Annotated in this window: 25 protein-coding genes and 4 pseudogenes; 19 read left to right on the top strand and 10 right to left on the bottom strand. The window is 31.4% G+C overall.

Annotated features, from left to right (window positions below):
* Window positions 1-323 precede the first annotated feature (323 nt).
* Window positions 324-1,168 (top strand): annotated as a pseudogene (locus tag AGR56_RS17540) (YitT family protein).
* A gap of 496 nt (window positions 1,169-1,664) precedes the next feature.
* Here AGR56_RS17540 and AGR56_RS17535 read toward each other — a convergent pair.
* The gene (locus AGR56_RS17535; RefSeq protein ID WP_053243397.1) at window positions 1,665-2,543 is read right to left on the bottom strand and encodes a DMT family transporter; all 879 of its coding nucleotides are present in this window, start codon (window positions 2,541-2,543) and stop codon (window positions 1,665-1,667) included.
* A gap of 178 nt (window positions 2,544-2,721) precedes the next feature.
* On the opposite strand from AGR56_RS17535, the gene AGR56_RS17530 reads away from it, so the two are divergent.
* The 6 genes from AGR56_RS17530 (at window position 2,722) to AGR56_RS22340 (ending at window position 5,899) form a co-directional block, all read left to right on the top strand.
* Entirely contained in the window at window positions 2,722-3,078 is a 357-nt protein-coding gene (locus AGR56_RS17530; RefSeq protein ID WP_053243396.1) for a helix-turn-helix domain-containing protein, read from the top strand.
* A gap of 87 nt (window positions 3,079-3,165) precedes the next feature.
* Window positions 3,166-3,585, top strand: a complete 420-nt coding sequence (locus AGR56_RS17525; RefSeq protein WP_053243395.1) for a pyridoxamine 5'-phosphate oxidase family protein — start codon at window positions 3,166-3,168, stop codon at window positions 3,583-3,585.
* A 148-nt stretch (window positions 3,586-3,733) separates the two neighbouring features.
* A complete protein-coding gene (locus AGR56_RS17520; RefSeq protein ID WP_053243394.1) occupies window positions 3,734-4,156 on the top strand; it encodes a MarR family winged helix-turn-helix transcriptional regulator in 423 nt (140 codons plus the stop codon).
* Between the two features lie 73 nt (window positions 4,157-4,229).
* The gene (locus AGR56_RS17515; protein ID WP_053243393.1) at window positions 4,230-5,060 is read left to right on the top strand and encodes an alpha/beta hydrolase; all 831 of its coding nucleotides are present in this window, start codon (window positions 4,230-4,232) and stop codon (window positions 5,058-5,060) included.
* A 112-nt stretch (window positions 5,061-5,172) separates the two neighbouring features.
* Window positions 5,173-5,664 carry a flavodoxin family protein gene (locus tag AGR56_RS17510; protein ID WP_242851589.1) on the top strand — a complete coding sequence of 164 codons (492 nt, stop codon included), beginning with the start codon at window positions 5,173-5,175 and terminating at the stop codon, window positions 5,662-5,664.
* Window positions 5,657-5,899 carry a hypothetical protein gene (locus AGR56_RS22340; RefSeq protein WP_242851588.1) on the top strand — a complete coding sequence of 81 codons (243 nt, stop codon included), beginning with the start codon at window positions 5,657-5,659 and terminating at the stop codon, window positions 5,897-5,899. Before AGR56_RS17510 ends, AGR56_RS22340 begins: the two co-directional genes overlap by 8 nt.
* Window positions 5,900-6,080: 181 nt before the next feature.
* On the opposite strand, the gene AGR56_RS17505 is transcribed toward AGR56_RS22340, so the two are convergent.
* The 3 genes and pseudogenes from AGR56_RS17505 to AGR56_RS17495 all read right to left on the bottom strand — a co-directional run bounded on the left by AGR56_RS17505 (window position 6,081) and on the right by AGR56_RS17495 (window position 7,813).
* Window positions 6,081-6,719, bottom strand: a complete 639-nt coding sequence (locus AGR56_RS17505; RefSeq protein ID WP_053243392.1) for a TetR/AcrR family transcriptional regulator — start codon at window positions 6,717-6,719, stop codon at window positions 6,081-6,083.
* A 57-nt stretch (window positions 6,720-6,776) separates the two neighbouring features.
* On the bottom strand, window positions 6,777-7,289 hold the full coding sequence (locus AGR56_RS17500; protein WP_084757203.1) for a YsnF/AvaK domain-containing protein: 513 nt from the start codon (window positions 7,287-7,289) through the stop codon (window positions 6,777-6,779).
* A gap of 73 nt (window positions 7,290-7,362) precedes the next feature.
* Window positions 7,363-7,813 (bottom strand): annotated as a pseudogene (locus tag AGR56_RS17495) (YsnF/AvaK domain-containing protein).
* Window positions 7,814-8,087: 274 nt separating this feature from the next.
* Between AGR56_RS17495 and brnQ the strand changes: the two are divergent.
* The gene (gene brnQ / locus AGR56_RS17490) at window positions 8,088-9,440 is read left to right on the top strand and encodes a branched-chain amino acid transport system II carrier protein (RefSeq protein WP_053243391.1); all 1,353 of its coding nucleotides are present in this window, start codon (window positions 8,088-8,090) and stop codon (window positions 9,438-9,440) included.
* A gap of 33 nt (window positions 9,441-9,473) precedes the next feature.
* Here brnQ and AGR56_RS20515 read toward each other — a convergent pair whose 3' ends face one another.
* A complete protein-coding gene (locus tag AGR56_RS20515) occupies window positions 9,474-9,611 on the bottom strand; it encodes a nickel-dependent hydrogenase large subunit (protein ID WP_157055831.1) in 138 nt (45 codons plus the stop codon).
* Window positions 9,612-9,855: 244 nt separating this feature from the next.
* Between AGR56_RS20515 and AGR56_RS17485 the strand changes: the two are divergent.
* The 4 genes and pseudogenes from AGR56_RS17485 (at window position 9,856) to putP (ending at window position 14,610) form a co-directional block, all read left to right on the top strand.
* A pseudogene (locus AGR56_RS17485) lies at window positions 9,856-10,749 on the top strand (ketose-bisphosphate aldolase).
* A 223-nt stretch (window positions 10,750-10,972) separates the two neighbouring features.
* Window positions 10,973-12,340: an MATE family efflux transporter gene (locus AGR56_RS17480; protein WP_053243390.1), complete on the top strand. Its 1,368-nt coding sequence runs from the start codon at window positions 10,973-10,975 to the stop codon at window positions 12,338-12,340.
* 238 nt (window positions 12,341-12,578) lie between these two features.
* Window positions 12,579-12,887, top strand: a complete 309-nt coding sequence (locus AGR56_RS17475) for a helix-turn-helix domain-containing protein (RefSeq protein ID WP_053243389.1) — start codon at window positions 12,579-12,581, stop codon at window positions 12,885-12,887.
* A 254-nt stretch (window positions 12,888-13,141) separates the two neighbouring features.
* Window positions 13,142-14,610: pseudogene (gene putP, locus AGR56_RS17470) on the top strand (sodium/proline symporter PutP).
* A 198-nt stretch (window positions 14,611-14,808) separates the two neighbouring features.
* Here the strand turns inward: putP and AGR56_RS20510 are convergent.
* Window positions 14,809-14,964 carry a hypothetical protein gene (locus tag AGR56_RS20510; protein ID WP_157055830.1) on the bottom strand — a complete coding sequence of 52 codons (156 nt, stop codon included), beginning with the start codon at window positions 14,962-14,964 and terminating at the stop codon, window positions 14,809-14,811.
* Window positions 14,965-15,325: 361 nt separating this feature from the next.
* On the opposite strand from AGR56_RS20510, the gene AGR56_RS17465 reads away from it, so the two are divergent.
* Window positions 15,326-16,483, top strand: a complete 1,158-nt coding sequence (locus AGR56_RS17465; protein WP_053243388.1) for a pyridoxal phosphate-dependent aminotransferase — start codon at window positions 15,326-15,328, stop codon at window positions 16,481-16,483.
* Window positions 16,484-16,756: 273 nt separating this feature from the next.
* Here AGR56_RS17465 and AGR56_RS17460 read toward each other — a convergent pair whose 3' ends face one another.
* The gene (locus tag AGR56_RS17460) at window positions 16,757-16,984 is read right to left on the bottom strand and encodes a transposase (protein WP_053243387.1); all 228 of its coding nucleotides are present in this window, start codon (window positions 16,982-16,984) and stop codon (window positions 16,757-16,759) included.
* A gap of 65 nt (window positions 16,985-17,049) precedes the next feature.
* Entirely contained in the window at window positions 17,050-17,283 is a 234-nt protein-coding gene (locus tag AGR56_RS20505) for a hypothetical protein (RefSeq protein WP_053243386.1), read from the bottom strand.
* Here AGR56_RS20505 and AGR56_RS17450 point away from each other — a divergent pair.
* From AGR56_RS17450 to AGR56_RS17440, 3 genes are all read left to right on the top strand, one after another.
* A complete protein-coding gene (locus AGR56_RS17450) occupies window positions 17,274-17,600 on the top strand; it encodes a hypothetical protein (RefSeq protein WP_084757201.1) in 327 nt (108 codons plus the stop codon). The genes AGR56_RS20505 and AGR56_RS17450 overlap by 10 nt on opposite strands.
* 447 nt (window positions 17,601-18,047) lie before the next feature.
* Window positions 18,048-19,334 carry a histidine--tRNA ligase gene (gene hisS / locus AGR56_RS17445; RefSeq protein WP_053243384.1) on the top strand — a complete coding sequence of 429 codons (1,287 nt, stop codon included), beginning with the start codon at window positions 18,048-18,050 and terminating at the stop codon, window positions 19,332-19,334.
* A 520-nt stretch (window positions 19,335-19,854) separates the two neighbouring features.
* Window positions 19,855-20,412: a nitroreductase family protein gene (locus AGR56_RS17440; RefSeq protein WP_053243383.1), complete on the top strand. Its 558-nt coding sequence runs from the start codon at window positions 19,855-19,857 to the stop codon at window positions 20,410-20,412.
* Here AGR56_RS17440 and AGR56_RS17435 read toward each other — a convergent pair.
* Entirely contained in the window at window positions 20,407-20,763 is a 357-nt protein-coding gene (locus tag AGR56_RS17435) for a helix-turn-helix domain-containing protein (RefSeq protein ID WP_053243382.1), read from the bottom strand. The genes AGR56_RS17440 and AGR56_RS17435 overlap by 6 nt on opposite strands.
* 394 nt (window positions 20,764-21,157) lie before the next feature.
* On the opposite strand from AGR56_RS17435, the gene AGR56_RS17430 reads away from it, so the two are divergent.
* From AGR56_RS17430 to AGR56_RS17425, 3 genes are all read left to right on the top strand, one after another.
* Window positions 21,158-21,553, top strand: coding sequence for a pyridoxamine 5'-phosphate oxidase family protein (locus tag AGR56_RS17430; RefSeq protein ID WP_053243381.1), 396 nt, complete (start codon window positions 21,158-21,160; stop codon window positions 21,551-21,553).
* A gap of 1,033 nt (window positions 21,554-22,586) precedes the next feature.
* The gene (locus AGR56_RS23090; RefSeq protein WP_278279726.1) at window positions 22,587-22,715 is read left to right on the top strand and encodes a hypothetical protein; all 129 of its coding nucleotides are present in this window, start codon (window positions 22,587-22,589) and stop codon (window positions 22,713-22,715) included.
* Between the two features lie 41 nt (window positions 22,716-22,756).
* A complete protein-coding gene (locus tag AGR56_RS17425; RefSeq protein WP_053243380.1) occupies window positions 22,757-24,370 on the top strand; it encodes a hypothetical protein in 1,614 nt (537 codons plus the stop codon).
* Window positions 24,371-24,773: 403 nt separating this feature from the next.
* On the opposite strand, the gene AGR56_RS17420 is transcribed toward AGR56_RS17425, so the two are convergent.
* The gene (locus tag AGR56_RS17420) at window positions 24,774-24,980 is read right to left on the bottom strand and encodes an alpha/beta-type small acid-soluble spore protein (RefSeq protein ID WP_053243379.1); all 207 of its coding nucleotides are present in this window, start codon (window positions 24,978-24,980) and stop codon (window positions 24,774-24,776) included.
* Window positions 24,981-25,046 lie beyond the last annotated feature (66 nt).

Genomic DNA, 25,046 nt, shown 5'->3' with positions numbered 1-25,046 from the left:
CACTATTCTTTATAAGGGTAGTGCTTTTGTATGGAATTAAATCAGTGCACAATGCACAGTTCACAATGCACAGTTAAGGATGATTTTCTTCCATTTTACTACAGAAAATCTTAAAACATGATGGTGGAGTAATTATAGAAAAATTATTTAGCGAAGCTGAATTTAAAATTGCAGATTTATCTGACGTAGGAAAGATAAATCAACCATAACTGTGAACTGTGCATTGTGAATTGTGCACTGAAAAAACATTACTTGAAAGTCTTTATAAAAGTAATTTAAATATTTCAGCCAATTTTAATATACACATATTACGAGGTGATTTAATGAAAAAGTTTAAAGAATTCGTACTTATAACCTTGGGAGATATATTAGTGGCTATGTCAATAAAGTTTTTTCTTCAACCTAATAAAATAGCAGCGGGTGGAACTTCTGGTATAGCCATAATAATAAATAATTTTTTTAAGTTTATTCCTGTTGGGGTACTCATGATAGCTATGGATTCAATATTATTTATTATGGCCATGATAGTCATAGGAAGTAAGTTTGGATTTAAAACTCTATATGCAAGTTTTTGTCTGAGTGGTTCCTTAATTTTAATGGATAAACTTATTCCATATGGACCTTTAACCAAAAACTTACTTCTCGCGGCAGTTTTTGGTACATTTCTTTCAGCTATAGGAATGGGAATCATATTCAATCAAAATGCTTCTACTGGTGGAACAGATATAATTGCCAAAATAATAAACAAATTTTTACATATAGATATAGGGAAGTCACTGCTGCTTGTGGATTTTATAGTAACTTTATTTGCTGGTGTAACAATGGGAGCAGATATAGGAATGTACTCACTTCTTTCTGTAATAATAAATGGTTTTATGATTGATTTTGTCATTGAAGGACTCAACGTATGTAAACAGGTTATGGTAATAAGTCCTAAAAATAAAGAAATATCGAAGTTTATAATGGAAGAACTCGACAGGGGCTGCACCGTAATTGCAGGAAAAGGTGGATATACCTTAATGACACATACATATTATATTGTGTACTCAGCCGAAGTGAATTCATAAAACTCAAGCAATTTATAAAAGAAACAGACTCCAAAGCCTTTATAACCGTAAGTGATACCCGAGAGGTCCTAGGCAACGGATTTAAAGATATACACATCTAGAGTTTGCGCGAGAGCGCATTTGACTTCAAAAAACAAAATACATGACGATGTTAAGAAAACTAAAATAGAAGTAGTGTTGTTAATCTAGAGTTTGCGCGAGAGCGCATTTGACTTCAAAAAACAAAATACATGACGATGTTAAGAAAACTAAAATAGAAGTAGTGTTGTTAATCTAGAGTTTAGTAAAGAAGAACAAAAAATAGTCGCTTTAGCGACTGCACGGAAAAGTATGCGGGTGGCGGACCATTCAGAGGGCTTTTAGCCCAGCCAGTAATATGCCCTTACAGGGCTGAGCAAACCACCGGCTTAGCCGGTGGTCATGATTAGCTTTTTACTGAAGGTAAAAAAGTTCACCTTTTAACAAGCAGCGCAAGTTAAAACCCTTCACCCTTAGCTTTTTCGCCTTCTTTTTAGGCGAAAAAAATTAGTTATTGCTTCACAATTTTTATAAATTATGACTTAATATATTTAGTGCGACAGCCCCTTTTGTATATAGTTAATTGGAACTTGGAGATTTATCTTTTGCTAATATAACTGTAGAAATTAGTATAAATGCACTTCCTATTAATAATGCAAATGATAATTCCTCATTGAGAAATATTATTCCTAAAAACACGCTTACTATAGGTTCAAAGGTTCCTAGTATGGATGAAGAGGATACGCCTATTATTTCTATGGATTTAAGAAGTAAAATTATTGATAGTATAGTTGAAATTATGGATATTCCTAAATAACAACTTACAATTTTAAAATTAAAATTCAAAGTTATAGAGTTATTAAATATTCCGCATAGAATCATTCCTATGGTTGAACCCAAGCAAAGATACATAGTAGTTATTCTGTTGTCCAAAGCTCTAATAGATTTTAGGTTAAGGGCAATAAGAGTAAGTCCATAGGCTATACCAGAAAATAAAGCTAGTGAAATTCCTAATATATTTACAGTGCTATTTTTTAAAGCAACTAATGAATATACACCTATTGCAGCAAGTATTAAGGATATAATTTTTTTATTACTGAGTTTATTTTTGAAGAATATAAAGCTTGCTATACACACAACAACAGGATATATAAAATGTAAAGTTGTTGCAAGACCTGCACCTAAATAATTATAGGACATAAATAAAGCTTGAGTTGTTATAGTATATCCGGTAATGCCGATGAATATCAGTAATAATGTCTGCTCTTTTTTTAAGTTGATATTAATATGACTAAATTTTAAATATATGTATAATATTAAGGTTGAAATTAAAAATCTAAACATTAATACAGTAGTTGGATTAGAGCCATTAGTATATGCGATCCTAGCTAAAATAGGCATAACTCCAAATGCTGTTGATGATAAAAGCGCATAAGCTATTCCTTTGTATTTATTCACAATGCTTGTCCCCCTTTGAATGCAATAAGAAGCTTCTAAAAAGCCCAACATATTATAGCATAAATTTAAAGCCGTTATATTTGTATTTTATTAAATTATAATTACATTTTATGGTACATGGCAAAAATAAATTATATAATTAATTAGAATAAATATTAAAAACATTGGGGCGATTATTATGAAAATTAGAAAACAATATACTTGTCCTTTAGAACTTACTCACGATATTACACGTGGTAAATGGAAGCCAATTATACTGTGGCAACTTAAAAGTCAAAATAAATCATTATCCTCACTTGAAAAGGAAATAAACGGGATAAGTCAAAAAATGCTTTTGGAGCAGCTAAAGGAACTTATGGAATTTGGAATGGTTGATAAAAAAACATTTGATGGTTATCCATTAAAAGTAGAATATTTTCTTACGGAGCATGGTATAAGAATACTTGATGCATTAACAATTATGCAGCAGGTAGGTATTGAGCTTATGAAGGAAAGTGGAATGGAAGATGAGTTAAAGAAAAAAGGATTTATCTAAGTATGGTACCCACAAAAAAGTGGGTAATTTACTTTCTGGCTATATGAAAATATAATTAAGGCATTAAAGCTGGGGGTAGTTGTAAAAATGAGAAATGTAGAAAAAACTGTAGGTAATATGATTGACAAAGTTGGAGTTTCCATTATTAGTTCAGTAGATGAGGAAGGTTTTCCAAACACTAAAGCAATGCTGAAACCAAGAAAAAGGGAAGGTATAAAAGAATTTTATTTTACTACTAATACATCTTCGATGAGAGTAAGTGAATATACGAAAAATTCAAAAGCCTGTATATATTTTTTTGATAAACGTTTTTTTAGAGGAGTAATGTTAAAGGGCGCAATGGAAGTATTACAGGATAAAACGTCAAAGGAAATGATTTGGAACGATGGAGATGAAATGTATTACCCTAAGGGTGTTACAGATCCGGATTATTGTGTTTTGAAGTTTACAGCACAAAGCGGTAGATTTTATAGCAATTTTAAATCGGAAAATTTTGATGTTTTATAGTTACAGTGAAACTATTGCGAAACTTAAACTATTATGTTCCAAAATACCAATTTACAAGGGATTATGGTGCATATGTAGTTTGTAGTTGAGCTAGTTTCATTATATATAAATATTGACAATAGTTTGATATAAAACTATAATATGATTTATGAAAACAACAGATATAATATCGCTAATTTCAAAAATAAGGGACAGTGCAAATAGGTTTATTGTAAATGAAATGAATAGCTGGGGAGTAAAAGGACTCGCACCATCTCATGGTGACATTATTTTTGCACTTTTAAAAAATGAGAAAATGACAATGAATGAACTTGCAAGGAAAATAGGTAAAGATAAGTCGACAATAACTGCACTTGTAAATAAATTAATAAATCAAGGTTATGTTCAAAAAACCAGAGATACTGAAGATAATAGAGTAGTGTTTGTGACTTTAACCGAAAAGGGAAGAAAATTAGAGCCTATGTTTAATAAAGTATCAGAAGATTTATTGTCTACGGTGTATAGAAATATTTCTCAAGATGAAAGAGAGGAGTTACTTAAAACTTTAGAAAAAATAAAAAATAATTTTTAATTTTTTTTGAATAAATAATTTGATATAAAACTGTTGGATATAAAATCAAATTAAGATGAATGGAGCGAATAGTATGAAAGAAGTAAAAATATATAGGAACATTGCTAAGCTAAAAAATATTGATATGTTTTATTTTGATACAAAAACACAGGAACCAGTAATTGTCTGTCTTCATGGAAGATGGGGAAGAGCAGAGGTATGGGAAGATTTTATTAATCACTATGGGAAACAATATAGAATTATTGCACCAGATCAAAGAGGACATGGACTTAGTAGTAAGCCTATATCAAAATATACTTCTGAAGAAATGGCAGAAGACATAATTGAATTGCTAGATTTTTTAGGAATACATTCAATTATTTTAGTAGGACATTCAATGGGTGGAGCAGTAGCAGGATATTTGGCAGCTACATATCCTGAGTATGTAAAGGCTATAGCTATACTTGATGTGTCTGCAGCAGGACGTCCCCAAACAAGTGAATTGCCATTGGATGAAAGCAAACTTATAGATCCTTTTACAAAAGATTGGCCTATGCCATTTGCAACTCTAAACGAAGCAAAGAATTTTATTAAACAAGCTTCGAGTTCAAATTTGGAATATCAATATTTTATGAATAGTTTGATTGAAACTGTGGATGGATACGAGATGATGTTTAGTTCTCAGGCGATGGCAGCTAATGGTGCATATAGTAAAGAGTGGTTCTACTTATTACCAGATATAAAATGTCCAGCAATGTTGATAAGAGCGAGCAGTCATGAGGGAATACCAGATGAAGAGTTTGAAAAAATGAAAGCCTTACTTCCAAATTGTATTGCTTGTGAAATGTCACATCCAGATCACAATGTTCATTTAGCAAATAAAGAAGAATTTTATAAGTATTTTGATAAGTTTTTAAAAGAATAAAAAGCAATTGTAGTTGCACACATTGTGTATTTGGGTTACAATATGTAACGTAAATATACAATGTGTGTTATTTTATTTGAGAATAAGAATTAATGGAAAGAAGAGATGTAAAGTGAAAAAGAATATTAAAATTGTTGGAGTAATAAGTAGTTCAAAAGTGAGGGGAAACACTGCAACTCTTGTTAGAGAAGCGCTTAAGGGTGCAGAAGAAGAGGGAGCATCAGTGAAAGAAATTTTTTTAGCTCAGCATAAGCTTAATTTTTGTACAGGTTGTTTAAATTGCACAGCTAAAGGAAAGTGTCCTTTGCCAGATGATTTTGAGGAAATTAGGAAAATTATTTATGAAGCAGATGGAATTATTTTAGGTTCTCCAACATATGCCACAGAATACAATGCAATAATGAAATGCTTTATTGAACGTCTAGGACCTTATACCCTGTATGCTTCTTTACTTGGGGGAAAGTATGGTGCAGGAATATCAACAGCATATGGGGAAGGAGCAGCAAAAAAAAAAAGTTGCAAAAAAACTTGCCGATACTTTTGGTTTTGCAATATTTCAAAGATCTTATGCATCAGGATATTTAGGAGTTGGCACTATGTTTGAAGGACAAGAGACGAAAACCTGTAAAAATGAAGAAGCACTAAAAAAGGCACATGATTTAGGCGTCAAAATTACAAAGGACATAAAAGATAATAATGAATATCCCTTTCAGAATTTAATTATTAGATTAATGGTTGCATTATATTTAAGACCTATATTTAAAAGGAAAATATTGATATGTAAGGATAGGGAAGAACATGCTACGTATGAAAGTCTTTCAAAAAGAGGATTATTATAAAATAATGGGGGTATAAAAATAAATGAAAATAACGGATAATGTTTATGCACTAGATGCTACAAAGGGAGCGTATACTTACATAATAAGTCGGTATTCCCATCACATGGAATGCCTGTAGAAAGGGGTCACAAATGGGAGGCAATGCAGCTTTAAATAAACCACTTGAAACCTCAAAACTGCATCATTTTTTATTGCGGAAAATACCTGAGAGTAAAGTCATATTAAAACGTATAAAGTCATCTTCATTAAGTGAAAAGTGACTCATAAATGTGTTACCAGATACAGAAAGCATGTTAAAAAAGCCAGTTGTTAAAAATTCAGAAGATAGAGTTGCACTCATGGTATCAATATCTGTACGAATACTACCATCTGATTTACCTTCATCAATAATTTTGGCAATAGTTTGTGCTACTAAGTCTGTTATTTTATTAAATTCCTCGCGTTTATACATGTTTTCTTTCTTTGATTTAACATATCCAATATAGTTCATAAGGTTAAGAGTACCAGGAAAATCTTTATAAAATTTATAATAAGCGAAGCCCAAATTTTCAAGTTTTTTAAAGCCAGTATTCGCATTTTTGATTTCTTTTTGAAAGTAATCTAAAAGTCTAGTAAAACCTCTTATTACAACTGTATAATATAAATCTTCCTTGTTAGCGAAATATTGGTAAAGAGTTTTCCTAGTAAACTCGCATTCTTTTGCTATCGCTTCCATTGAAGCTTCGCTATAACTTTTTTCGATGAATATTTTTTCTGCTGCATTTATTATAGCTTCTTCTCTTGTTTGTTTTTCTCGTTCTCTTCTATATATAGTGTTCATTAGCTTGCATCTCCTATAATAACAGACATAATACACATATTGTATACTAAGGTTACATTATGTAAAATAATCGTATATTATATTTTGATTTATGTCAAGAAATTTAAGGAGGATTCTGATCAATAGAAAGAATAGCAGTAAGTTAAAGCTGCTATTTTTTATTTTTAACTTAATTTGTTTATGACGTTTTGGAGAACCAGAAATTTTAACTTTAGGTTTTTCTTTTTTTAAGGTTTCCTCAATATGTTCAATATCTTCTATTTGCTGCTTATATATTGAGATATCTTCTAAAATAACTTTGTGTTTTGAAAACTCTACTTGTTCTTCATTTAGAGGTATTCGTATAACTTGTGTTTCTGCAGCTTTACTCTTTGAAGTATCTGGTGCAATGGATTTTTTCTCTATTACAAGTTCTTCACGTTGAATAGGTATAGTAAAGTTCTTTTCTTCAGAAAAAACTTCTTTATGAATCTTTACATCTCCTGTTTGTATCCATTTTTTAGCTATATCAAGCTGCTCTTCTTTAATTTGAAGTGTTGTTTTATTTTGAGATGCTAAATTTTTCCCCATGCTCTTACCCTCCATTTGTTTAAAAACACCTCACAAATCATAAATTGGATTGAGAGGTGTTTTTCTTTAGTAATTATTGTTGATCGGTTCCTTCATCCACTACGTTAGGATCACCAACCGTATTTATACGAGCTTCTTCATGTTTAAGAGTTTCGTCTATGTGCTCCGTATCTTCTATGGCACGCTTATGAGCCGAAACTTCTCCAGTTACTACAGTATGCTTACCTACATCAACCTTTTCTTCACTGACAGGAATTTTAATAGCTTCGCTGTCACCTATAGGTGTATCACTTGCTTCATTGTTTAAGGATTTTCGTTCAATTACTACTTCTTCATGTTTTACAGGAACATCAACGGCTTTGTGTTCTTCTATAATTTCTTTACCGAGTTCTACTTCACCTTTTTTAACGTTATTTTTTGCAATGTCAAGTTCTTCTTTGTGAAGACGAAGTTTTTTTATCATCATCGTCAGATTCCTTTTTATTATCATCACCATTTCCAAATATATCTCCTAATATACTCATAATAACACCTCCATAAGTCAATAATTCTTTCCTTTATATATTTCCCTCTTAAGAAGTATATTATCCTATTTAAAATTGGGTTTTGTGTACAAGATTGGTTTAGCATACTGTAATTATATATTAATAATTATGAAATGGATGTTATACTAAAACGTATGAAGTTGAAATGGTTTATATATATTTGTATAATGAAAAAAGAATTTCACTAAATTATATAAGTGTATTATAATGTATGGAATAAATATGTTATTAAAGCATTTTAGGGGGCTATTTTATGAAAGAAAAACTAAGTTTCAAGCAAAATTTGTTAATAGGTTCGCTGCTTTTTGGGTTATTTTTTGGTGCTGGTAATTTAATTTTTCCGGTACAGATGGGACAAGAAGCTGGAAGTCACACTTTTGCAGCTACCATCGGATTTTTAATTACAGGTGTAGGATTGCCGATAGTTGGAATTGTCGCATCGGCAATTTCAAAAAGCGGAAGCCTACTTGATATGACTAGTCCAGTTGGCTCACGTTATTCAAAAATATTTACCTGTTTATTATATTTAACGATTGGTCCATTATTTGCAATTCCACGTACTGCTACAGTTGCATTTGAGGTTGGAATTCATCCATTTATTTCTAACCAATATTTAAAGTTGGGATTATTTATTTTTTCATCTATATTTTTTATTTTTACTATTTATTTTTCGCTAAGACCAGGAAGAATTTTAGATTGGGTAGGTAAATATCTTACTCCTATTTTTTTAATACTTCTATCAATTTTATTAATTGCTGCTTTTATAAAGCCAATGGGACAAGTAAACAACTATGCTGCTCAGGGTAAATATATAACCCAACCATTAACTACTGGTCTATTAGATGGATATAATACTATGGATGCTTTAGCATCTCTAGCTTTTGCTATAATTATTATTTCTAATATACAAAAGATGGATATTAAAAATTCTAGCTTAGTTGCTATTGAAACATGTAAATCAGGTTTGGTTAGTGTTGTTCTTATGTCCATTATTTATGCATCATTAGCTTATATGGGAGCTGCAAGTTTAGGAAGCGTAAAGCGCGCTGATAATGGAGGAAGTATTTTATCCATGGTAAGTGAGCATTATTTAGGTCTTATTGGTGCAGTATTACTAGCAGCTATTGTAGCAATTGCATGTGTAAAGACAGCTATTGGGTTAATTACTTCTTGCTCAGAGATGTTCAGCGAAATGTTTCCAAAATCAATTCCATATAAAAATTATGCTATTTTATTTACAGCATTTTCATTTATAATTGCTAATTTTGGATTAAACAACATAATTAAATTTTCTTTACCAGTACTTATGTTTTTATATCCTTTGGCAATAACTTTAATTGTATTGTCTTTATTAACTCCAGTTATACATAAACAGCATGATATTTATAAATGGACAACTGGATTAACAATTATCGCAGCGTTTTTTGATTTATGCAAAGCACTGCCACAGTCTATTGAAAAAAATGTGGTAATAATGCATGTTGTCAATTTTGCTCATTTATATTTGCCAGGCTTTGATTATGGATTTGGATGGATATTGCCAGCTTTTTGTGGCTTTTTTATAGGAGTAATAATTTGTGGTGTCCACAGAAAAAGAAGTTTATAAAAATTGACATTTTTTCTAATATAATAAAAAATCCTATAGGCGAAGTAACAGTGTTTGGAAACTGTTACTTCGTCTTCCAACTTCCACAGGCTCTTTTATATCTTTTATTTTTGTTCCAATTAAGGCTTTCTCTCCAACTCCAAATCTGCCTTTTTCATCCTTTGGACTCATCTTCCATATTTTTTAGTTTATATTGTCTACTTCAATATGTAAATGTGTTAAATTTTTAATTATACTATCATTTTAAATTTAAAATTTTCCTAGGAATTATATGCATTATAGTGAATTTTACTTAATATATTGTAATATTCTATTCCAATTTCAAAAATTTTTGTTTTCTTTTTAACAATTTTGGATTATAATAAGCCTATAAAGAGAAATTCATTCAATATAGTATTTTCTCAAAAAAATATATATGAAAATATATAATTTTGGAGGTATATATATGTTAGTATCAGTAAAAGAAATGGTAAAAAAAGCTAGAGAAGGTAAATACGCTGTTGGTCAATTTAACATTAACAACTTAGAATGGACTAAAGCAATACTATTAACAGCTCAAGAAAATAATTCCCCTGTAATCTTAGGTGTTTCCGAAGGTGCAGGAAAATATATGGGTGGTTATCATGCTGTTGTTGGAATGGTTAATGGTTTAATTAAAGATTTAAATATAACTGTTCCAGTAGCATTACACTTAGATCACGGCAGCTACGAAGGTGCTTTCAAAGTAATCGAAGCTGGATTTTCTTCAGTAATGTTCGATGGTTCTCACTATCCTATAGATGAAAACATCGAAAAGACAAAAGAAGTTATAAAAGCTGCTAATGCAAAAGGACTTTCTGTTGAAGCAGAAGTTGGTGCAATTGGCGGTGAAGAAGATGGAGTTATCGGCGGCGGTGAAGTTGCAGATCCTGCTGAATGCAAAAAAAATTGCTGATTTAGGAGTTGACATACTTGCAGCTGGAATTGGAAATATACATGGTGTATACCCAGCAAACTGGAAAGGCTTAAACTTCGAAGTTTTAGCTGAAATAGAAAAAACTGTAGCGAAATGCCATTAGTTTTACACGGTGGTACTGGAATTCCTGATGATATGATTAAAAAAGCTATATCACTTGGAGTTGCAAAAATAAATGTTAATACTGAATGCCAATTAGTATTTGCAGAGGCTACTCGTAAATACATTGAAGCTGGAAAAGACAAACAAGGAAAAGGCTTTGACCCACGTAAATTATTAGCTCCTGGCTTTGAAGCTATTAAAGCTAAAGTTAAAGAAAAAATGGAATTGTTTGGTTCGGTAAACAGAGCTTAATTAACATCATATATAATTGCAAGGAAAGGATAATTATTATCCTTTCCTTTTCTATATTCTAAGCACATTTAAATTAGAAGCTTTTTTCCTATTTAAAGATAAACCACCTAAAAGTTTAAATTGGTATATTAACATCTCTAATTATTTTTTATATTCACTATTCTTTTGTTTAATTTTTATATATAATGATATACGTGTCTATATTTTAGAGGAGGTTACCAATATGAACTTGCTTTCCTTATTTTTCGATAAGAAATTTTTTAAATCCGCTATAACTTTGGCACTTCCAATAGCTCTACAAAACTTTATTTTGTCTTCTCTTAACTTAGTTGACAACATAATTATTGGTGGACTTGGTGATACTTCCATAGCAAGTGTTGGACTCGCTAACCAATATTTCTTCCTTTTAAATCTTGTGCTGTTTGGTGTAATAAGTGGTGCATCAATTTTCACCTCACAATACTGGGGAAAAAGAGATACAACTAACATAAAAAGAGTGCTCGGGCTTTGTATAATAACTTCTGTAATCGTTTCTGGTATATTTATGCTGGGTGCACTTCTTATTCCAAACTACATAATAGGTATTTTTTCTAGAGACAAAACTGTAGTACATATTGGTGGAAATTATCTTAAAATAATATGTTTTAGTTACATAGTCACAGGTATTTCATTTACTTATTCTGTTATTTTGAGGAGTATTGGACAAGTAAAAGCTCCAATGATTGTAAGCATAATTGCTCTTGGGATAAATACATTTCTAAACTTTTCTTTAGTTTATGGAATAGGGGCTTTTCATGGAATAGGAGTATATGGCTCAGCCATAGCTACCTTAATAGCTCGCTTTATTGAATTTTCAATGATGCTTTGTACAGTATACAAATTAAAGTTTCCTATTGCAGGTTCCTTTAGTGAGTTGTTCGATCTATCACTTGCCTTTATAAAAAGATTCTTCAAAATAGCTATACCGGTTATTTTAAACGAAAGTATATGGGCCTTAGGCGTTACAGTTTATGCTGCAATATATGCACACATGGGAACTGACGTAATAGCTGCCACAAATATAGCAGCTACCATAGATAGACTTTCCATGGTGGTTTTTTTCGGTTTTGGTAATGCTGCTGCAATAATGATAGGAAACAAAATAGGAGAAAAGAAAGAAAAAGAAGCATTTCTATACGCAAAAAGATTTATAATTATAAATCCAATTATAGGCGTACTTGTTGGAGTAATCATTTACACAGGAGCTCCAATACTACTAAATGCTTATAATGTTTCACCAAATGTGCATGAGTACTCAAAACAAATTCTTCATGTAATAGGCATATTTTTATGGGTTAAAGTATTTAATTATACCAATGTAGTTGGAATTCTGAGAAGTGGAGGCGACACAAAGTTTTGCTTATTTTTAGATATGGGAGGAATGTGGCTTGTTGGAGTTCCTTTAGTGGCCATCGCAGGATTATACTGGCACCTTCCTATAGGACAGGTTTATATCTTTGTGTTTATGGAAGAAGTATCGAAATTAATAGTTGGTCTTCCTAGAATTCCCTCAAAAAAATGGATTAATAATTTAGTTGGGAAGGAAACATAAACTGGGTTTTGGGTTTAACCCCTTACCCTTCTAAGATCGCAAACAATTTCTTTCTCTGTAACAAACATTAATAAATTTTATATTATTAATAAAAACTAAGGCCTGCTTCATTTTAAAATTCAATACATATATAACTTAAAGTCCCATATTCATAATATCTTAGAAAGGCGTATAATATAATAATTTACTTACTTTTGTCAAGTAAATATGGTAAAATAATTACAGGAGGATGATGTTAATGGATAAAATTCATCTATGTCCTCATTTTGAAGCTGCATTTGAAATTCTTGGCAAACGCTGGACAGGATTAATTATACGTTCTTTATTAAGTGGTGCTAAAAGATTTTCCGATATACAAGAAATAATTCCATCTCTAAGTGCTAGAATGCTTACAGAACGATTTAAAGAATTAGAGGAACATGGAATAATTATAAGAAAAGTATATCCTGAAATGCCTGTACGCATTGAATATGAACTTACTGAGAAAGGTAAGGATCTTAAAAAAGCTATGGATGAAATTCAAAAATGGGCTGAGAAGTGGACATAAAATAATAATATTTTTGAACATTAAATAAAATCTAAACTTAAAATTCTGAAAACCATAAGAAAATTTAATTTCCATTGCCAATTAAGCATATTGAATATTCTAATGGTTTTCAAAATTTCATTATATAACATTGCTTATATTATATATTCTTACATGGTGTTTTTCTACAAAATACATTTGTTCTTTTATTTTCAATATGATAAACTATTCATATATATGCAAATTTATTAATACTGACAAAAAGGAGATTTCACATGAATTACTTTTCATTTAGTGCTATTGTATTATATTTAATTATTCTACTCACAATAGGCTATTATTCCTACAAAAGAACAAATGATATTTCAGATTATGTTCTTGGTGCTCGAAGCCTTGGACCTATGGTAACAGCTTTATCAGCCGGTGCAAGTGATATGAGCGGATGGATGCTTATGGGGCTTCCAGGAGCAGTTTACTCAACAGGTCTATCAAGTTTATGGCTTGGTGTTGGCTTAACAATTGGAGCATATTTTAATTATCTTTTGTTAGCTCCGCGTTTTAGAGTTTACACTGAACTAGCTAATGATTCTGTAACAATTCCTGACTTTCTTGAAAACCGCTTTAAAGATAAATCAAATATGTTGAGACTTGTATCTGGAATTATAATCTTGGTTTTCTTTACATTGTATGTTTCTTCAGGTGTCGTAGCCGGCGGAAAATTATTTAAAAATATGTTTGGACTCACATACACAACTGGTGTTATAGTTACCCTTTCTATAGTTGTAATCTATACATACTTTGGAGGTTTTTTAGCAGTAAGTCTTACAGACTTCTTCCAAGGTTCACTCATGTTTGTTGTATTAATCATGGTTCCTATGGTAACATATTTAAATTTAGGTATAAGTCCTGAAACTTTCGTAGCAAAGGTAAAGCATATAGATCCTTCTCTGTTTGATCTATTTAAGGGAACAAGCGTCGCATCAATTATAGGTTTTCTAGCTTGGGGACTTGGTTACTTCGGTCAGCCTCATATTATTGTACGATTTATGGCAATTAAATCAGCAAAAGAATTGAAATCTGCAAGAAGGATTGGCATAAGTTGGATGGCAATAGGTTTACTTGGAGCGATCTCAAGCGGACTTATAGGTTTAGTATACTTTACTCAAAATAAAATAACTCTTAAAGACCCTGAAACAGTATTTCTTCGCTTAGGAGCAATTTTATTTCATCCCTTTATAACTGGAATTATACTGTCAGCAGTTTTAGCTGCAATTATGAGTACACTTTCTTCTCAACTTTTAGTATGCTCAAGTTCCATAACAAAAGATTTCTATATTACATTTTTTAATAAAGAGGCTTCTCAGAAAAAACAAGTAATTATTAGCAGGCTTGCCGTAGTTGGAGTTGCTGCTGTTGCAACAGTTTTTGCTTACTTACCAAACAAGACAATTTTAAATATAGTTGGTCAAGCTTGGGCTGGATTTGGATCTGCCTTTGGTCCTGTTCTTCTAATCAGCCTTTATTGGAAAAAATGACCAAGTGGGGAGCTTTATCTGGTATGATTGTTGGTGGACTTACAGTTATAATATGGATTGTTTCTGGTCTATCCGCATACTTATATGAGATGATACCAGGATTTACTTTTTCACTTGTATCAATAATAATTGTAAGCAATTTAACTCATAAATCTGCTATTGATATTGACAGCGAATTTAAACTTATGGAAGAAAGGTTAGCAAAGTAAACCTACGCGGGGTTTGGGCGAAAGCCATTATCCTTCTAGAACCTTAATTAACTTCTGTTTTTATTATGTCACCAAAATTTGGTTTATTGCTACAGAAATATACACGGGGTTTTGGCGTAGCCATTACCCTTTTTAATAATTTTTCAAAAGTATCCGTCTTCCTATAATCTACTCTTTCCATTTTCTTTTATTAAAATTTCAATGAGTCTTTAATCTATTTCTATAATTTAAACTCCTTACACACCCATATGTCCCTGTATCAATGACTTTAAATATTAATCTATCAATTTGTTTGCCAGAACACTCTAAATCGAGTCTCCTTTCACTGGCTTGCCTTTCTATACGGCATTCCAAATCATCCTCCAATATCAATAAAATATTAAAGTAGAGGCAACTTATATAAGTTTGATTAAGCCATCTTTAGATGCGTCCATTGTCACATTCATTGGTTTTACCGGTTATAAAACTAGAATATATACAAGATGGTGCAAAAATCCTAAGTAAAGGTATTTGGTAATAAAAAATTATTTGCTTGACAATTAATTTTTTACATTATACAATTTACTTAAAATATTAATTTAATTAATATATGTGCATTTTATTAGCTGTTTTATATAATTATAATTATAAAATCACAATTATTTTTCACATTCATAATTATCCACATGCATTTAATATTGCGCAAATACTTATCCAATTAGAGGGGGACTATTCAATGAATTATCTATCAGATACAGCAAAAAACTTTCCATCATCAGGAATTAGAAAAATGTTTGAACTAGCACAAAAATATGACAACCTTATAAACTTATCAGTTGGAGAACCTAACTTTGAAACACCAATACATATTAGAGATGCAGCGAAAAAAGCTCTTAATGAAGGCTGCACTCATTATTGTCCTAATGCTGGTTTAAAAGAGCTCAGAGAAGTTATAGCTCAAAAGTACAACAAACAGCTTGGTGCAAGCTACACTTATGAAAATGTTATTATAACTATTGGTGCATCTGAAGCACTTTTTCTATCCTTAGCAGCTACTTTAAATATTGATGATGAAGTCATAATTCCAGAGCCTTATTATCCAAATTACGAAGGCCCAATAGCACTAAGTCATGGAAAAATAGTATTTGTTCACCTTGATAAAAATAATGATTTTAAGCTTAATCCTTATGACATAGAGAAAGCAATAACACCAAAAACAAAAGTAATAATACTCAATTCTCCAAATAATCCACTGGGGCGTTTTATCGAGGACAATGACATAAAAAAAATATGTGAAATAGCTAAAAAGCACAATATAATAATACTATCTGATGAGGTTTATGACCACATAATGTTTGATGAAAATAAATTTTTTAGTCCTGCTCATCTTGAAGAGATGCGAGAACAAACTATTATTGTAAACAGCTTTTCAAAAACCTTTGCTATGACTGGCTGGAGAATAGGTTTTCTCATTGCCAATAAAGAAATTGCTGCTGCAGCATCTAAACTCCAAGGAGGCGTCGTATCCTGTGTTCCTACTTTTATACAAAATGCCGCAATAACAGCACTTGAAAGCCCTATGGAAAGCAGTGAAAAAATGGTTGAAGATTATTATAGAAGAAGAGATATATTAATAGATGGTCTTAATTCTATTAAAGGTATAAAATGTTTTAAATCAACATCTACTTTTTACGCTTTTGCTGATATAACAGCCTTTGGACAAACTTCAGAACAATTTTGCACAGAACTTCTTTTAAAAGCAAAAGTAGTTTGTGTTCCAGGCTCTGCCTTCGGTGAATCTGGAGAAGGATATATGAGACTTTCCTTTGCCAACTCAGACGAGAACCTAAAAGAAGCAGTAAAAAGAATCCGTGAGTTTGTAGAAACAAAATAAATAATGCAAAATAACAATGCTGCGTCGCATACACATACGCTGGGTTTGGGCGTAAGCCCATTATCCTTCTAGAACAATATAAAAGCACTTTTAATAATAAATCCTATAAATCTAAGGTAAAAAAATTATAGAATACTAAGATATTTCAATAACTCGCTATCGCTCAAATCTACTATCTTAGCTTGTTTTTTGCTTTGCCTTCTCGCTCTTTTTTTATGATATAATCATACACTGATGTATCTTTGGTTGGAACTCTGCACTTTATGCTTTTCATTATCTCATAACCTGTTTTTCTAAGATATCTTGATCCTCTGTCCCATAAAAATTACCTGACTGATAAGGCGGAGGATCTATTCCTGCATATGCAACAAGCGCATTGTGATTATAGTATTTCCTTACGTCTCCTACTTCTGCTATAATTCTTGGCGCTAATTTTTCTCCTACACCGTTCATATTAGATACAACATTATATTCTGGCAGTGACTTTGCAAGTTCCTTCATTTATGTTAATATTAAGTTCAAAGATATTCCAACCGAATGGATACCTTTTACCGTTTCTGAGATAATCATTTTGGTGGTTGGCATCTCAGAGGACATAGTTGTGATACTATTTTTAGCGAGAAGATATATTTCATTTGATTTCTTCTCACTAAATTGGTATCCTTCTTTTTTGCACCATTTTTCATAGCTTTCAGCAAACTTTTTTTTTCACTGAGCTTCTTAATATTATCATAGTGCCAGTATTTTTCTGCAAAATCTGCTGCTTTGCCTTTTGCAAAATTAGCTAAATTTGAAGCCAAAAGATATTTTTATTACAGTTGTTACAAATTCTATAATCATTGCTGATGAATTAAGAAAACAAGATAATATTCGCATCATTATTACAGGCGGCGAAATGGATGGTAAGGGAAATTGCTATGATCCATTTACTATAGAAACTATTAAAAGAATGCGTTTTGATAAAGCCTTCTTAACTTCAGCTAGTATATCTGCTGAATTTGGTTTATCTATACAGCGAAGTAATCATGTTGAATTTGTTAATGCAGTTATTAATAGTTCAAAATGTTCCGTCGGATTGTATCCTACCGAAAAAATAGGATTTGAATCGATTATGTAGAGTAAGTCGGTGGCGAATCGCCACCTTCTCCTCATCAAACCGTGCATGCGGTTTTCTCGCACACGGCTTTCCGATATTCTTCTTTGTAAGGCTTTCAGCCTTAATAATTTGTAACTATTCGAATATATTAAAAGATATGAGTTTTAATGTTCGTTAGGAATCATGATAGTTTTCTATCGAATGTTATGACTACATTATACAAGGAGGATTATTATGGTTTCATTTAAGATTAGAGTAGTAACTTTAATACATCATCATCACTAGGAAGACTTGTGTCTCGAAAATAATTGTAGATACAAGTTTAATAAACGTTAAAGGCTTGTATCTACCTGGTGATTGTGAGAATGAAATCATAATTTAGTTAACCATGCAGGTACGTATAAGCCTGCATGGTTTTTGTGTTAAAGGAAAAAATAAATTAGAAGTTGAAGCAGAGGAGTGTTAAAAATGGGTAATAAAATAAAACCTTCAATTTTACCAGGGTTTATGGAACTACTTCCAAATGAACAATTAATATTTAATGATATAGTTTCAAAAATAACAGGAGTTTACGAGGAAAATGGTTTTTTGCCTATGGATACCCCAATAATTGAAAAAGAAGAAGTACTTCTTGCAAAATCAGCAGGTGAAACTGAAAAGCAAGTTTATAGACTTACAAAGGGTGACAAAAATTTAGCTTTAAGATTTGATCTTACAGTTCCTTTTGCTAGATTTGCAGCACAATACATGAATGATTTAACTTTTCCTTTTAAAAGATATCAGCTTGGAAAGGTATATAGAGGAGAAAGAAATCAAAAGGGACGTTATAGAGAATTTTATCAGTGTGACGTTGATATAGTTGGAAATGGTAAACTTAGCATAAAAAATGATGCACTTGTAGTTGCTATGGCATCAAGAGCTCTCAAGAAAATAGGATTAACTACATATAAGCTTCAAATAAGCAACAGAAAAATATTAAGCGGATTTTTGACTTCACTTGGCGTTACAAACATGCAGGATGTTATGATACTTATAGATAAATATGAAAAAATCACAAGAGAAGAGTTTTTATCCGAACTAGAAAAGCTCGTTGGAAAAGATAACAGTGAAGCTATAAATAACATAATGGGAATACAAGGTTCTAACGATGAAATTATTTCTCAGCTTAAAGCACTTAATGTAAGCAGTGAGTTATTTAATAAAGGTGTAGAAGAAATAGAAGAAGTTAAAACTTACTTAAATATATTTGGTGTAGAGGATAGTGAATTTGCAATAGATCTTAAAATCATAAGAGGACTTGATTATTATACTGGAACTGTATTTGAAACAATATTACAAGGGAATGAGTCTTATGGTTCAATTTGCTCTGGTGGTAGATATGATAACTTAGCACAAAACTATACAGATAGCGTACTTCCAGGAGTAGGCATGTCAATAGGCATAACAAGATTATTCTTTGTATTAAAGGAAATAGGTTTTATAGATAAATATGAACACAATTCATCAATAGAATATCTAATAATTCCTATTGGAGACACAATTACTTATTGTGCTAAAGTATGCAAGATGCTTCAAGAAAAGGGAGCTAAAGCAGAAATATATTTAGAAGATGACAAGCTTAAAAAGAAGATGTCTTATGCAAATAAGCTTAATATAAAGAAAGTTATAATTATCGGTGAAGATGAAGTTAAAAGTGGAGAAATTGTTGTAAAAGATATGGCAACAGGGGAACAAGAAAAAATAAAAATGAAATAATTGTATTCCTGAAACATTAAATAAATTTGAGAACATAATGCAGATGAACAGCTTGAAACTGGAAAATAATAAATTCCAAGTTTAATCTTAAAAACTGGAAGTTGTAAATCAGAGTAGAAAGTAGGGAGTACAGAGTACAGTGAAGGATGATTTTTCTCTGCTATGCTTCGAAAAATCTAAAACTTGATGCTTACGCATGGGGCAAAATATATGGATCAGCGCAGCTGGCACTACTAAGTTCAAGATTTACCTAAGCAAAGCGAAAGGTAAATTATCCTTTATTATTTCAAAAACTTCTATATGGTTTATTTGATTCGTATTCGTTTTTGTTTTATGTTATATGGGTTGTTACAATAATATGCTTATCTCCGTTTTGGGTAAGATATTTTGTAAAACATTGAGGGTGAAAAATATGGTTGTTGTGAATAAGGAGAAGTGTATTGGATGCAGACAATGTGAAGGCATCTGTCATACGCACAGTATAAAAGTTACAGAATGAGGTGTCTCGATAGATAATCTTTTGTGTAGCACATGTACTCAATGTATTGCAATTTGTCCAGTACAGGCACTTTCATGGGATAATATAGAGTCTAAAAAAATTAATGCTGATATACTGCCAAAGCCAGAACAAATTAAAGAGTTTTTAAAAGCAAGAAGGTCAATAAGAAAATTTAAAGACAAGCCAATTAAGAGAAATATATTGGAGGATATTGCTATAATGAGCAAATATGCCCCAACGAATAATTATAACATCGATGTAATAATAGTTGATGACCAATCTTTAATTAATGAACTTGAAACGGAATGTATAAAATTTATTCAAAGGACGTACAATGTATTCTACAAGCATAAAATAATTTTTAATTTTATGAAGAAAATCACACCAGCAATGAATTCAACAGACAAAATAAAGATGGAGAGAACTTTGAAAAGAAGTAATATTTTTCAAGATGCACCAGTCATCATGATTTTGGTTGCCGACAAGCGCATATCTCACACAGAATTAAGTTCTCAATATGCACTCTATAATATGGCTTTATATGCTCAAAGTTTAGGAATAGGTTCAACAAGTTTATGATGATTTCCTTCCGCTTGCTTGGATACTAACTGCTTTTATGTACTTTTCTCCCCATAGTTTAAGGCTATCTAAAACTACAGAAAAGTCCTTTCCAATGTCACTTAGTTTATATTCTACCCTTGGAGGAACTTCTGGATAAACAGTTCTAATTACCATTCCGTATTCTTCTAAGGTACGAAGCTGCTTTGTAAGTGTTGCCTGTGTAATATCTGGTAGCAGTTTTTGAAGCTGATTAAATCTAAGAGTGCCTTCGCTTAAATGGTGTAAAATAATTAATGCCCATTTTCCAGATAGAATTTTTTGAGCAGTTGCATATGGGCATTTTCCAAATAATTCTTCTTGTGTTAACATGAGATCTCCTTTCGTATATAAACAACTTAGAACTTGTAAAGTATAAATTCAAAGTTTATCCCTGCAAACTGGAATTTAGCTCAATGCACAATGCACAATGAAGGTAGATTTACCTTTCGTTACTCTCAGGTAAACCTTAAAACTTAATAGTGTCAGCTGCGCTGAACACTATATTTTAAGCGCTTTGCGCACATTAAGCTTCTAGATTTTTCGAAGCATAGCTGAGAAAAATCATCATTCATTGTGAACTGAGTCAACTTCCAGTTTGTTTATCTATAGTATTTCATAGGATACTAAGTATTCAAAAAAATCGTACTTTTAAAAATTGATGTAACAAAATATAATATATGTATGATTAAATTATATCATACATGAAAGAAAAGGGGTAAGTAAAGTGGAAGAAGTATTAAAGTTTTTAAAGGATAATCCAGTATTTTATTTAGCAACAGAAGAAGAGGATCAGCCAAGAGTTCGTCCATTTGGAGCAGTAGCTGAGTTTGAAGGAAAACTATATATTTGTACTAATAACACTAAAAAGGTATTTAAGCAAATTGAAAAGAATCCTAAAGTTGAAATTTGTGCAATGGGCAAGGATGGAAGATGGCTTCGTGTAGAAGCAAATTGCTTTGCTGATGAAAGAAAAGAAGCAAAAGAGAAGATGCTTTCAGATAATCCAGGATTAAAAAATATGTATTCAGTAGATGATGGTATATTTGAAGTTCTTTATTTAAAGGATGCTACAGCAACATTTGCAAGTATGAAAGGTGGACCAAATACAGTTAAATTCTAAGATTTAGCTAAAATTAAAGTCTTTGTATGACTTATAAATAAGTTTGATACAGGGGCTGTCGTACTAAATATAAAAAATTGCGAACTAATTAAAATGAAGGGTTTTAACTTCACTATTATGATTGCTTCGCAATTTTTTAGTATGACACCCACCTTTATCTATTGTTGCAATGCTCCTTGCTTTTTGTTATAAGCGGGAGAAAAGCATTGCTATGAGAAATAGACAAATGTTAATAAGGATGGAATTTCCACTGAATTAGCATTGTACGTAGATAATAAAAAAAGAAACAAAAAAGAAAATAACAAGTAGTTCTGCAAAACCACTTGTTAAGTAAACAATCTACAATTTACAATAATTAAGCCGATTACAAACTTTGCAATCCACTCACCTTATATTATGTCATACTTTAATGAGAAATATACAAAACACAATTATTTAAAACATAGTCTTGGTTTTAAAAGTTGCAATTTATAAAAAATTATTATAAAATCAAATTATAAATGAACCATTTTAAATTTAATGTAGTTTATATTCAAAAAAAAGGAAGTGCATTTTTGTGAGTGTGGTTTTTAACTAAGTAAATTAAAATTGAATTCTTAAAAAATTTCAAAAAAATGCCTATTTAGTTAGGTTTATTTGTTGATGGATTTTTTAAGATGAACTTAGTTAAAAGAAATTCACATATAAATGCTTATATAAATTTATAGGTTTATTTAGGTTATAGTAGATCTAGGCTATAAGTGAAGAATTCTTTACTTATAGCCTTTTTTAGTTCACAATTCACAGTGAAGGATGATTTATCTTCCTCTCGTCAGATAAATCTAAAATTATATAGAAAACTGGTATGATGCTTCGTTGGCAAAGCGAACATAATAATGCATTATCTTGAAATGGCGGCAGCAATAAGTTTTAGATTTTCTGTAGTAAAGCGGAAGAAAATCACCATAAACTGTGAACTGTGCATTGTGAACTGTGAATTTTAATGGGTTACTCTTAAAAGGTCCTTCAACCAGTGAATTGGAGGAAAAAGAAATTGAATAATAAGTCAAAAGAAATATTAGAATTTTATAAAATAACAGAGGAATTAAAAAAAAGTTTGCTTTATCGGATATTGCAAAAGAAAGAATTGAAAAGCTTGAGCCTAAACTTCAGGAGGGAATAATAAGACTTTCTTTAAAGGAAACTACAGAGGCGAGAAATATCGTGGATATATCTTCAAGTGTGCCGCTTAACAGCCTTAAGGATATGGGTAGAATTGTATCAAAGCTTGAAAAAGATGGGGTTCTAATACCAGAAGAGCTTGAAGCTGTAGCCGACTTGCTTCGTGATACATCAAAAATTAAAAGATTCATGAAAGATAAAGAATATGCGGCCCCAACAATATCTGGCTATGCTTATTCTATCTGCGAATTAGATGGTATAAGACAGGAAATTGAAAGATGCATAGTTCATGGTGCAGTAGATGATAAGGCTTCTAGTAAATTGCAGAAAATAAGAAAGAAAATTTATATATTAGAGGATAGAATCAAAAGTAAATTAGACAGTATTTTAAGAAGTGATAAATATAAATCATATATTCAGGAGGCAGTGGTAAGCCAAAGAGATGGGAGATATGCTATACCAGTAAAAAGTCAATATAAGCATTACATGGAAGGAGAAATTAAAATAAACATTGAGACTATGGCAAATTATGATTTTATATTTGCAAAGGGGAAGTACAGTAAAGTTATATCTGGAAGAAGCGTAGAGCTTAACACTAGAAATTATATAAATTTAAAGCAAGGAAGGCATCCTCTTTTAGGGGATAAAGCAGTGCCGCTGGATTTTGTTATAGGTGAGGACTATAGAGGGCTTGTTATAACAGGACCAAATACGGGTGGTAAGACAGTTACCTTAAAAACAATTGGACTGCTTACAATGATGGCTCAAGCGGGACTTCATGTGCCAGCAGGGGAGGGCAGTGAACTGGCTATCTTTCAGGATGTTTTTGTGGATATTGTAGATGGTCAAAGTATAGAACAGAGTTTAAGCACTTTTTCTTCTCATATAAATAATATTATTTCAATTTTAGCCTGCGCAGGTAGAAATGATCTGGTTATTATAGATGAACTTGGTTCGGGAACAGATCCAGGAGAGGGCATGGGAATAGCAGTTGCAGTATTGGAGGAACTATATGATAAAGGAGCAACTATATGTGCCACAACTCATTACAGTGAAATAAAAGGTTTTGCAGAGAAGCATGAAGGATTTATAAATGGTTCAATGGGATTTGATATAAACACTTTAAAACCGCTTTATAAATTAACTATAGGAAGAGCTGGGGAAAGCAATGCTTTTCTTATAGCTTTAAGGCTTGGAATGGATAAAAAAATAATTGAGAGAGCACATTTTGTAACCTACAAGGAAGAGAAAAGCTACGCAGATTTAAAACCTCATAAAGCGGCAATCAATGTAGAGGAAAAGGAAGCTCATAAACAGCAGGTCCGTGAATTTAAAGCATCAATAAAAAAAGAGGAAGAAAGGAAGCTTGCTAAAAAAGAACCTGACTTTAAAATAGGTGATTCAGTATATATTTCTTTTATGAAACGAACGGGAATAATTTGTGAGGAAGAAAACAGCAGAGGTGAGTATGGAGTTATGGTAATGAACAGAAAGATTAAAATAAACAGAAAGAGGCTATCACTTTACATTGATAAAAAGGAATTGTATCCTGAGAATTATGACTTTGATATTATATTTAAAAGTAAGGAATACAGAAAAAAGAATAAGCTTATGGGCAAACATCATGTAGAAGGAATGGCTTTGAAGGAGGAATAATGAGGCTGTATCACCCAAAATCGTAAAATACTTAGATATTTCAATTGTTTTGTACTATAAGTGTAGACACTTAATCTCATTTGATTAAGTAATCTGCACTTATTTTTATTATAATAAGAAATGGGCTGATGATTCAATTTGTTGGAATTTAACTTCCGTAGCTCAAACTATCACCCATTGCTTATTATGGATATTCGATTAAGCAGGTTAGAACTATAATTAGCTTCCGCGTAACGAACAAAAATGAGTAGTAATAAGTGGATGGACAAAATTTTTAGGCATTTTCTCAGCGAGTAAACATGCACGGGGCATGGGCTTTGCCCATTATTCTTCTATACCCTGAGCAGGTACTCGCTTAAATTCACCACTTAGATTTATAGGATTTTTTTAATGCGACGAAGCATTATTTCTTCGCTAGCTTCTTTTCAAAATCCTCTACCATTTTTTTAGTCATTAAACCACCAACTGGACCTCCAACATATCCATTGGTTTTTGAAGCTACATTGCCACCATAACCTTCATTAAATCTAATACCAATTTCGTTTGCTGTTTCTTCTTTTAATTTTTCAAGTTTTCCTCTTGCACCTGGAACGAGTGGTCTGTGACTCATTAAAAACACCTCCATATCAATAATAGTTTTAGATTTTTTGCGAAATTGTATACTTGGTAATGTATA

Source organism: Clostridium sp. DMHC 10 (assembly GCF_001270375.1).
In the GTDB taxonomy this organism is placed as follows: Bacteria; Bacillota; Clostridia; order Clostridiales; family Clostridiaceae; genus Clostridium_S; species Clostridium_S guangxiense.
This window is presented reverse-complemented; position numbering and strand designations above follow the sequence as displayed.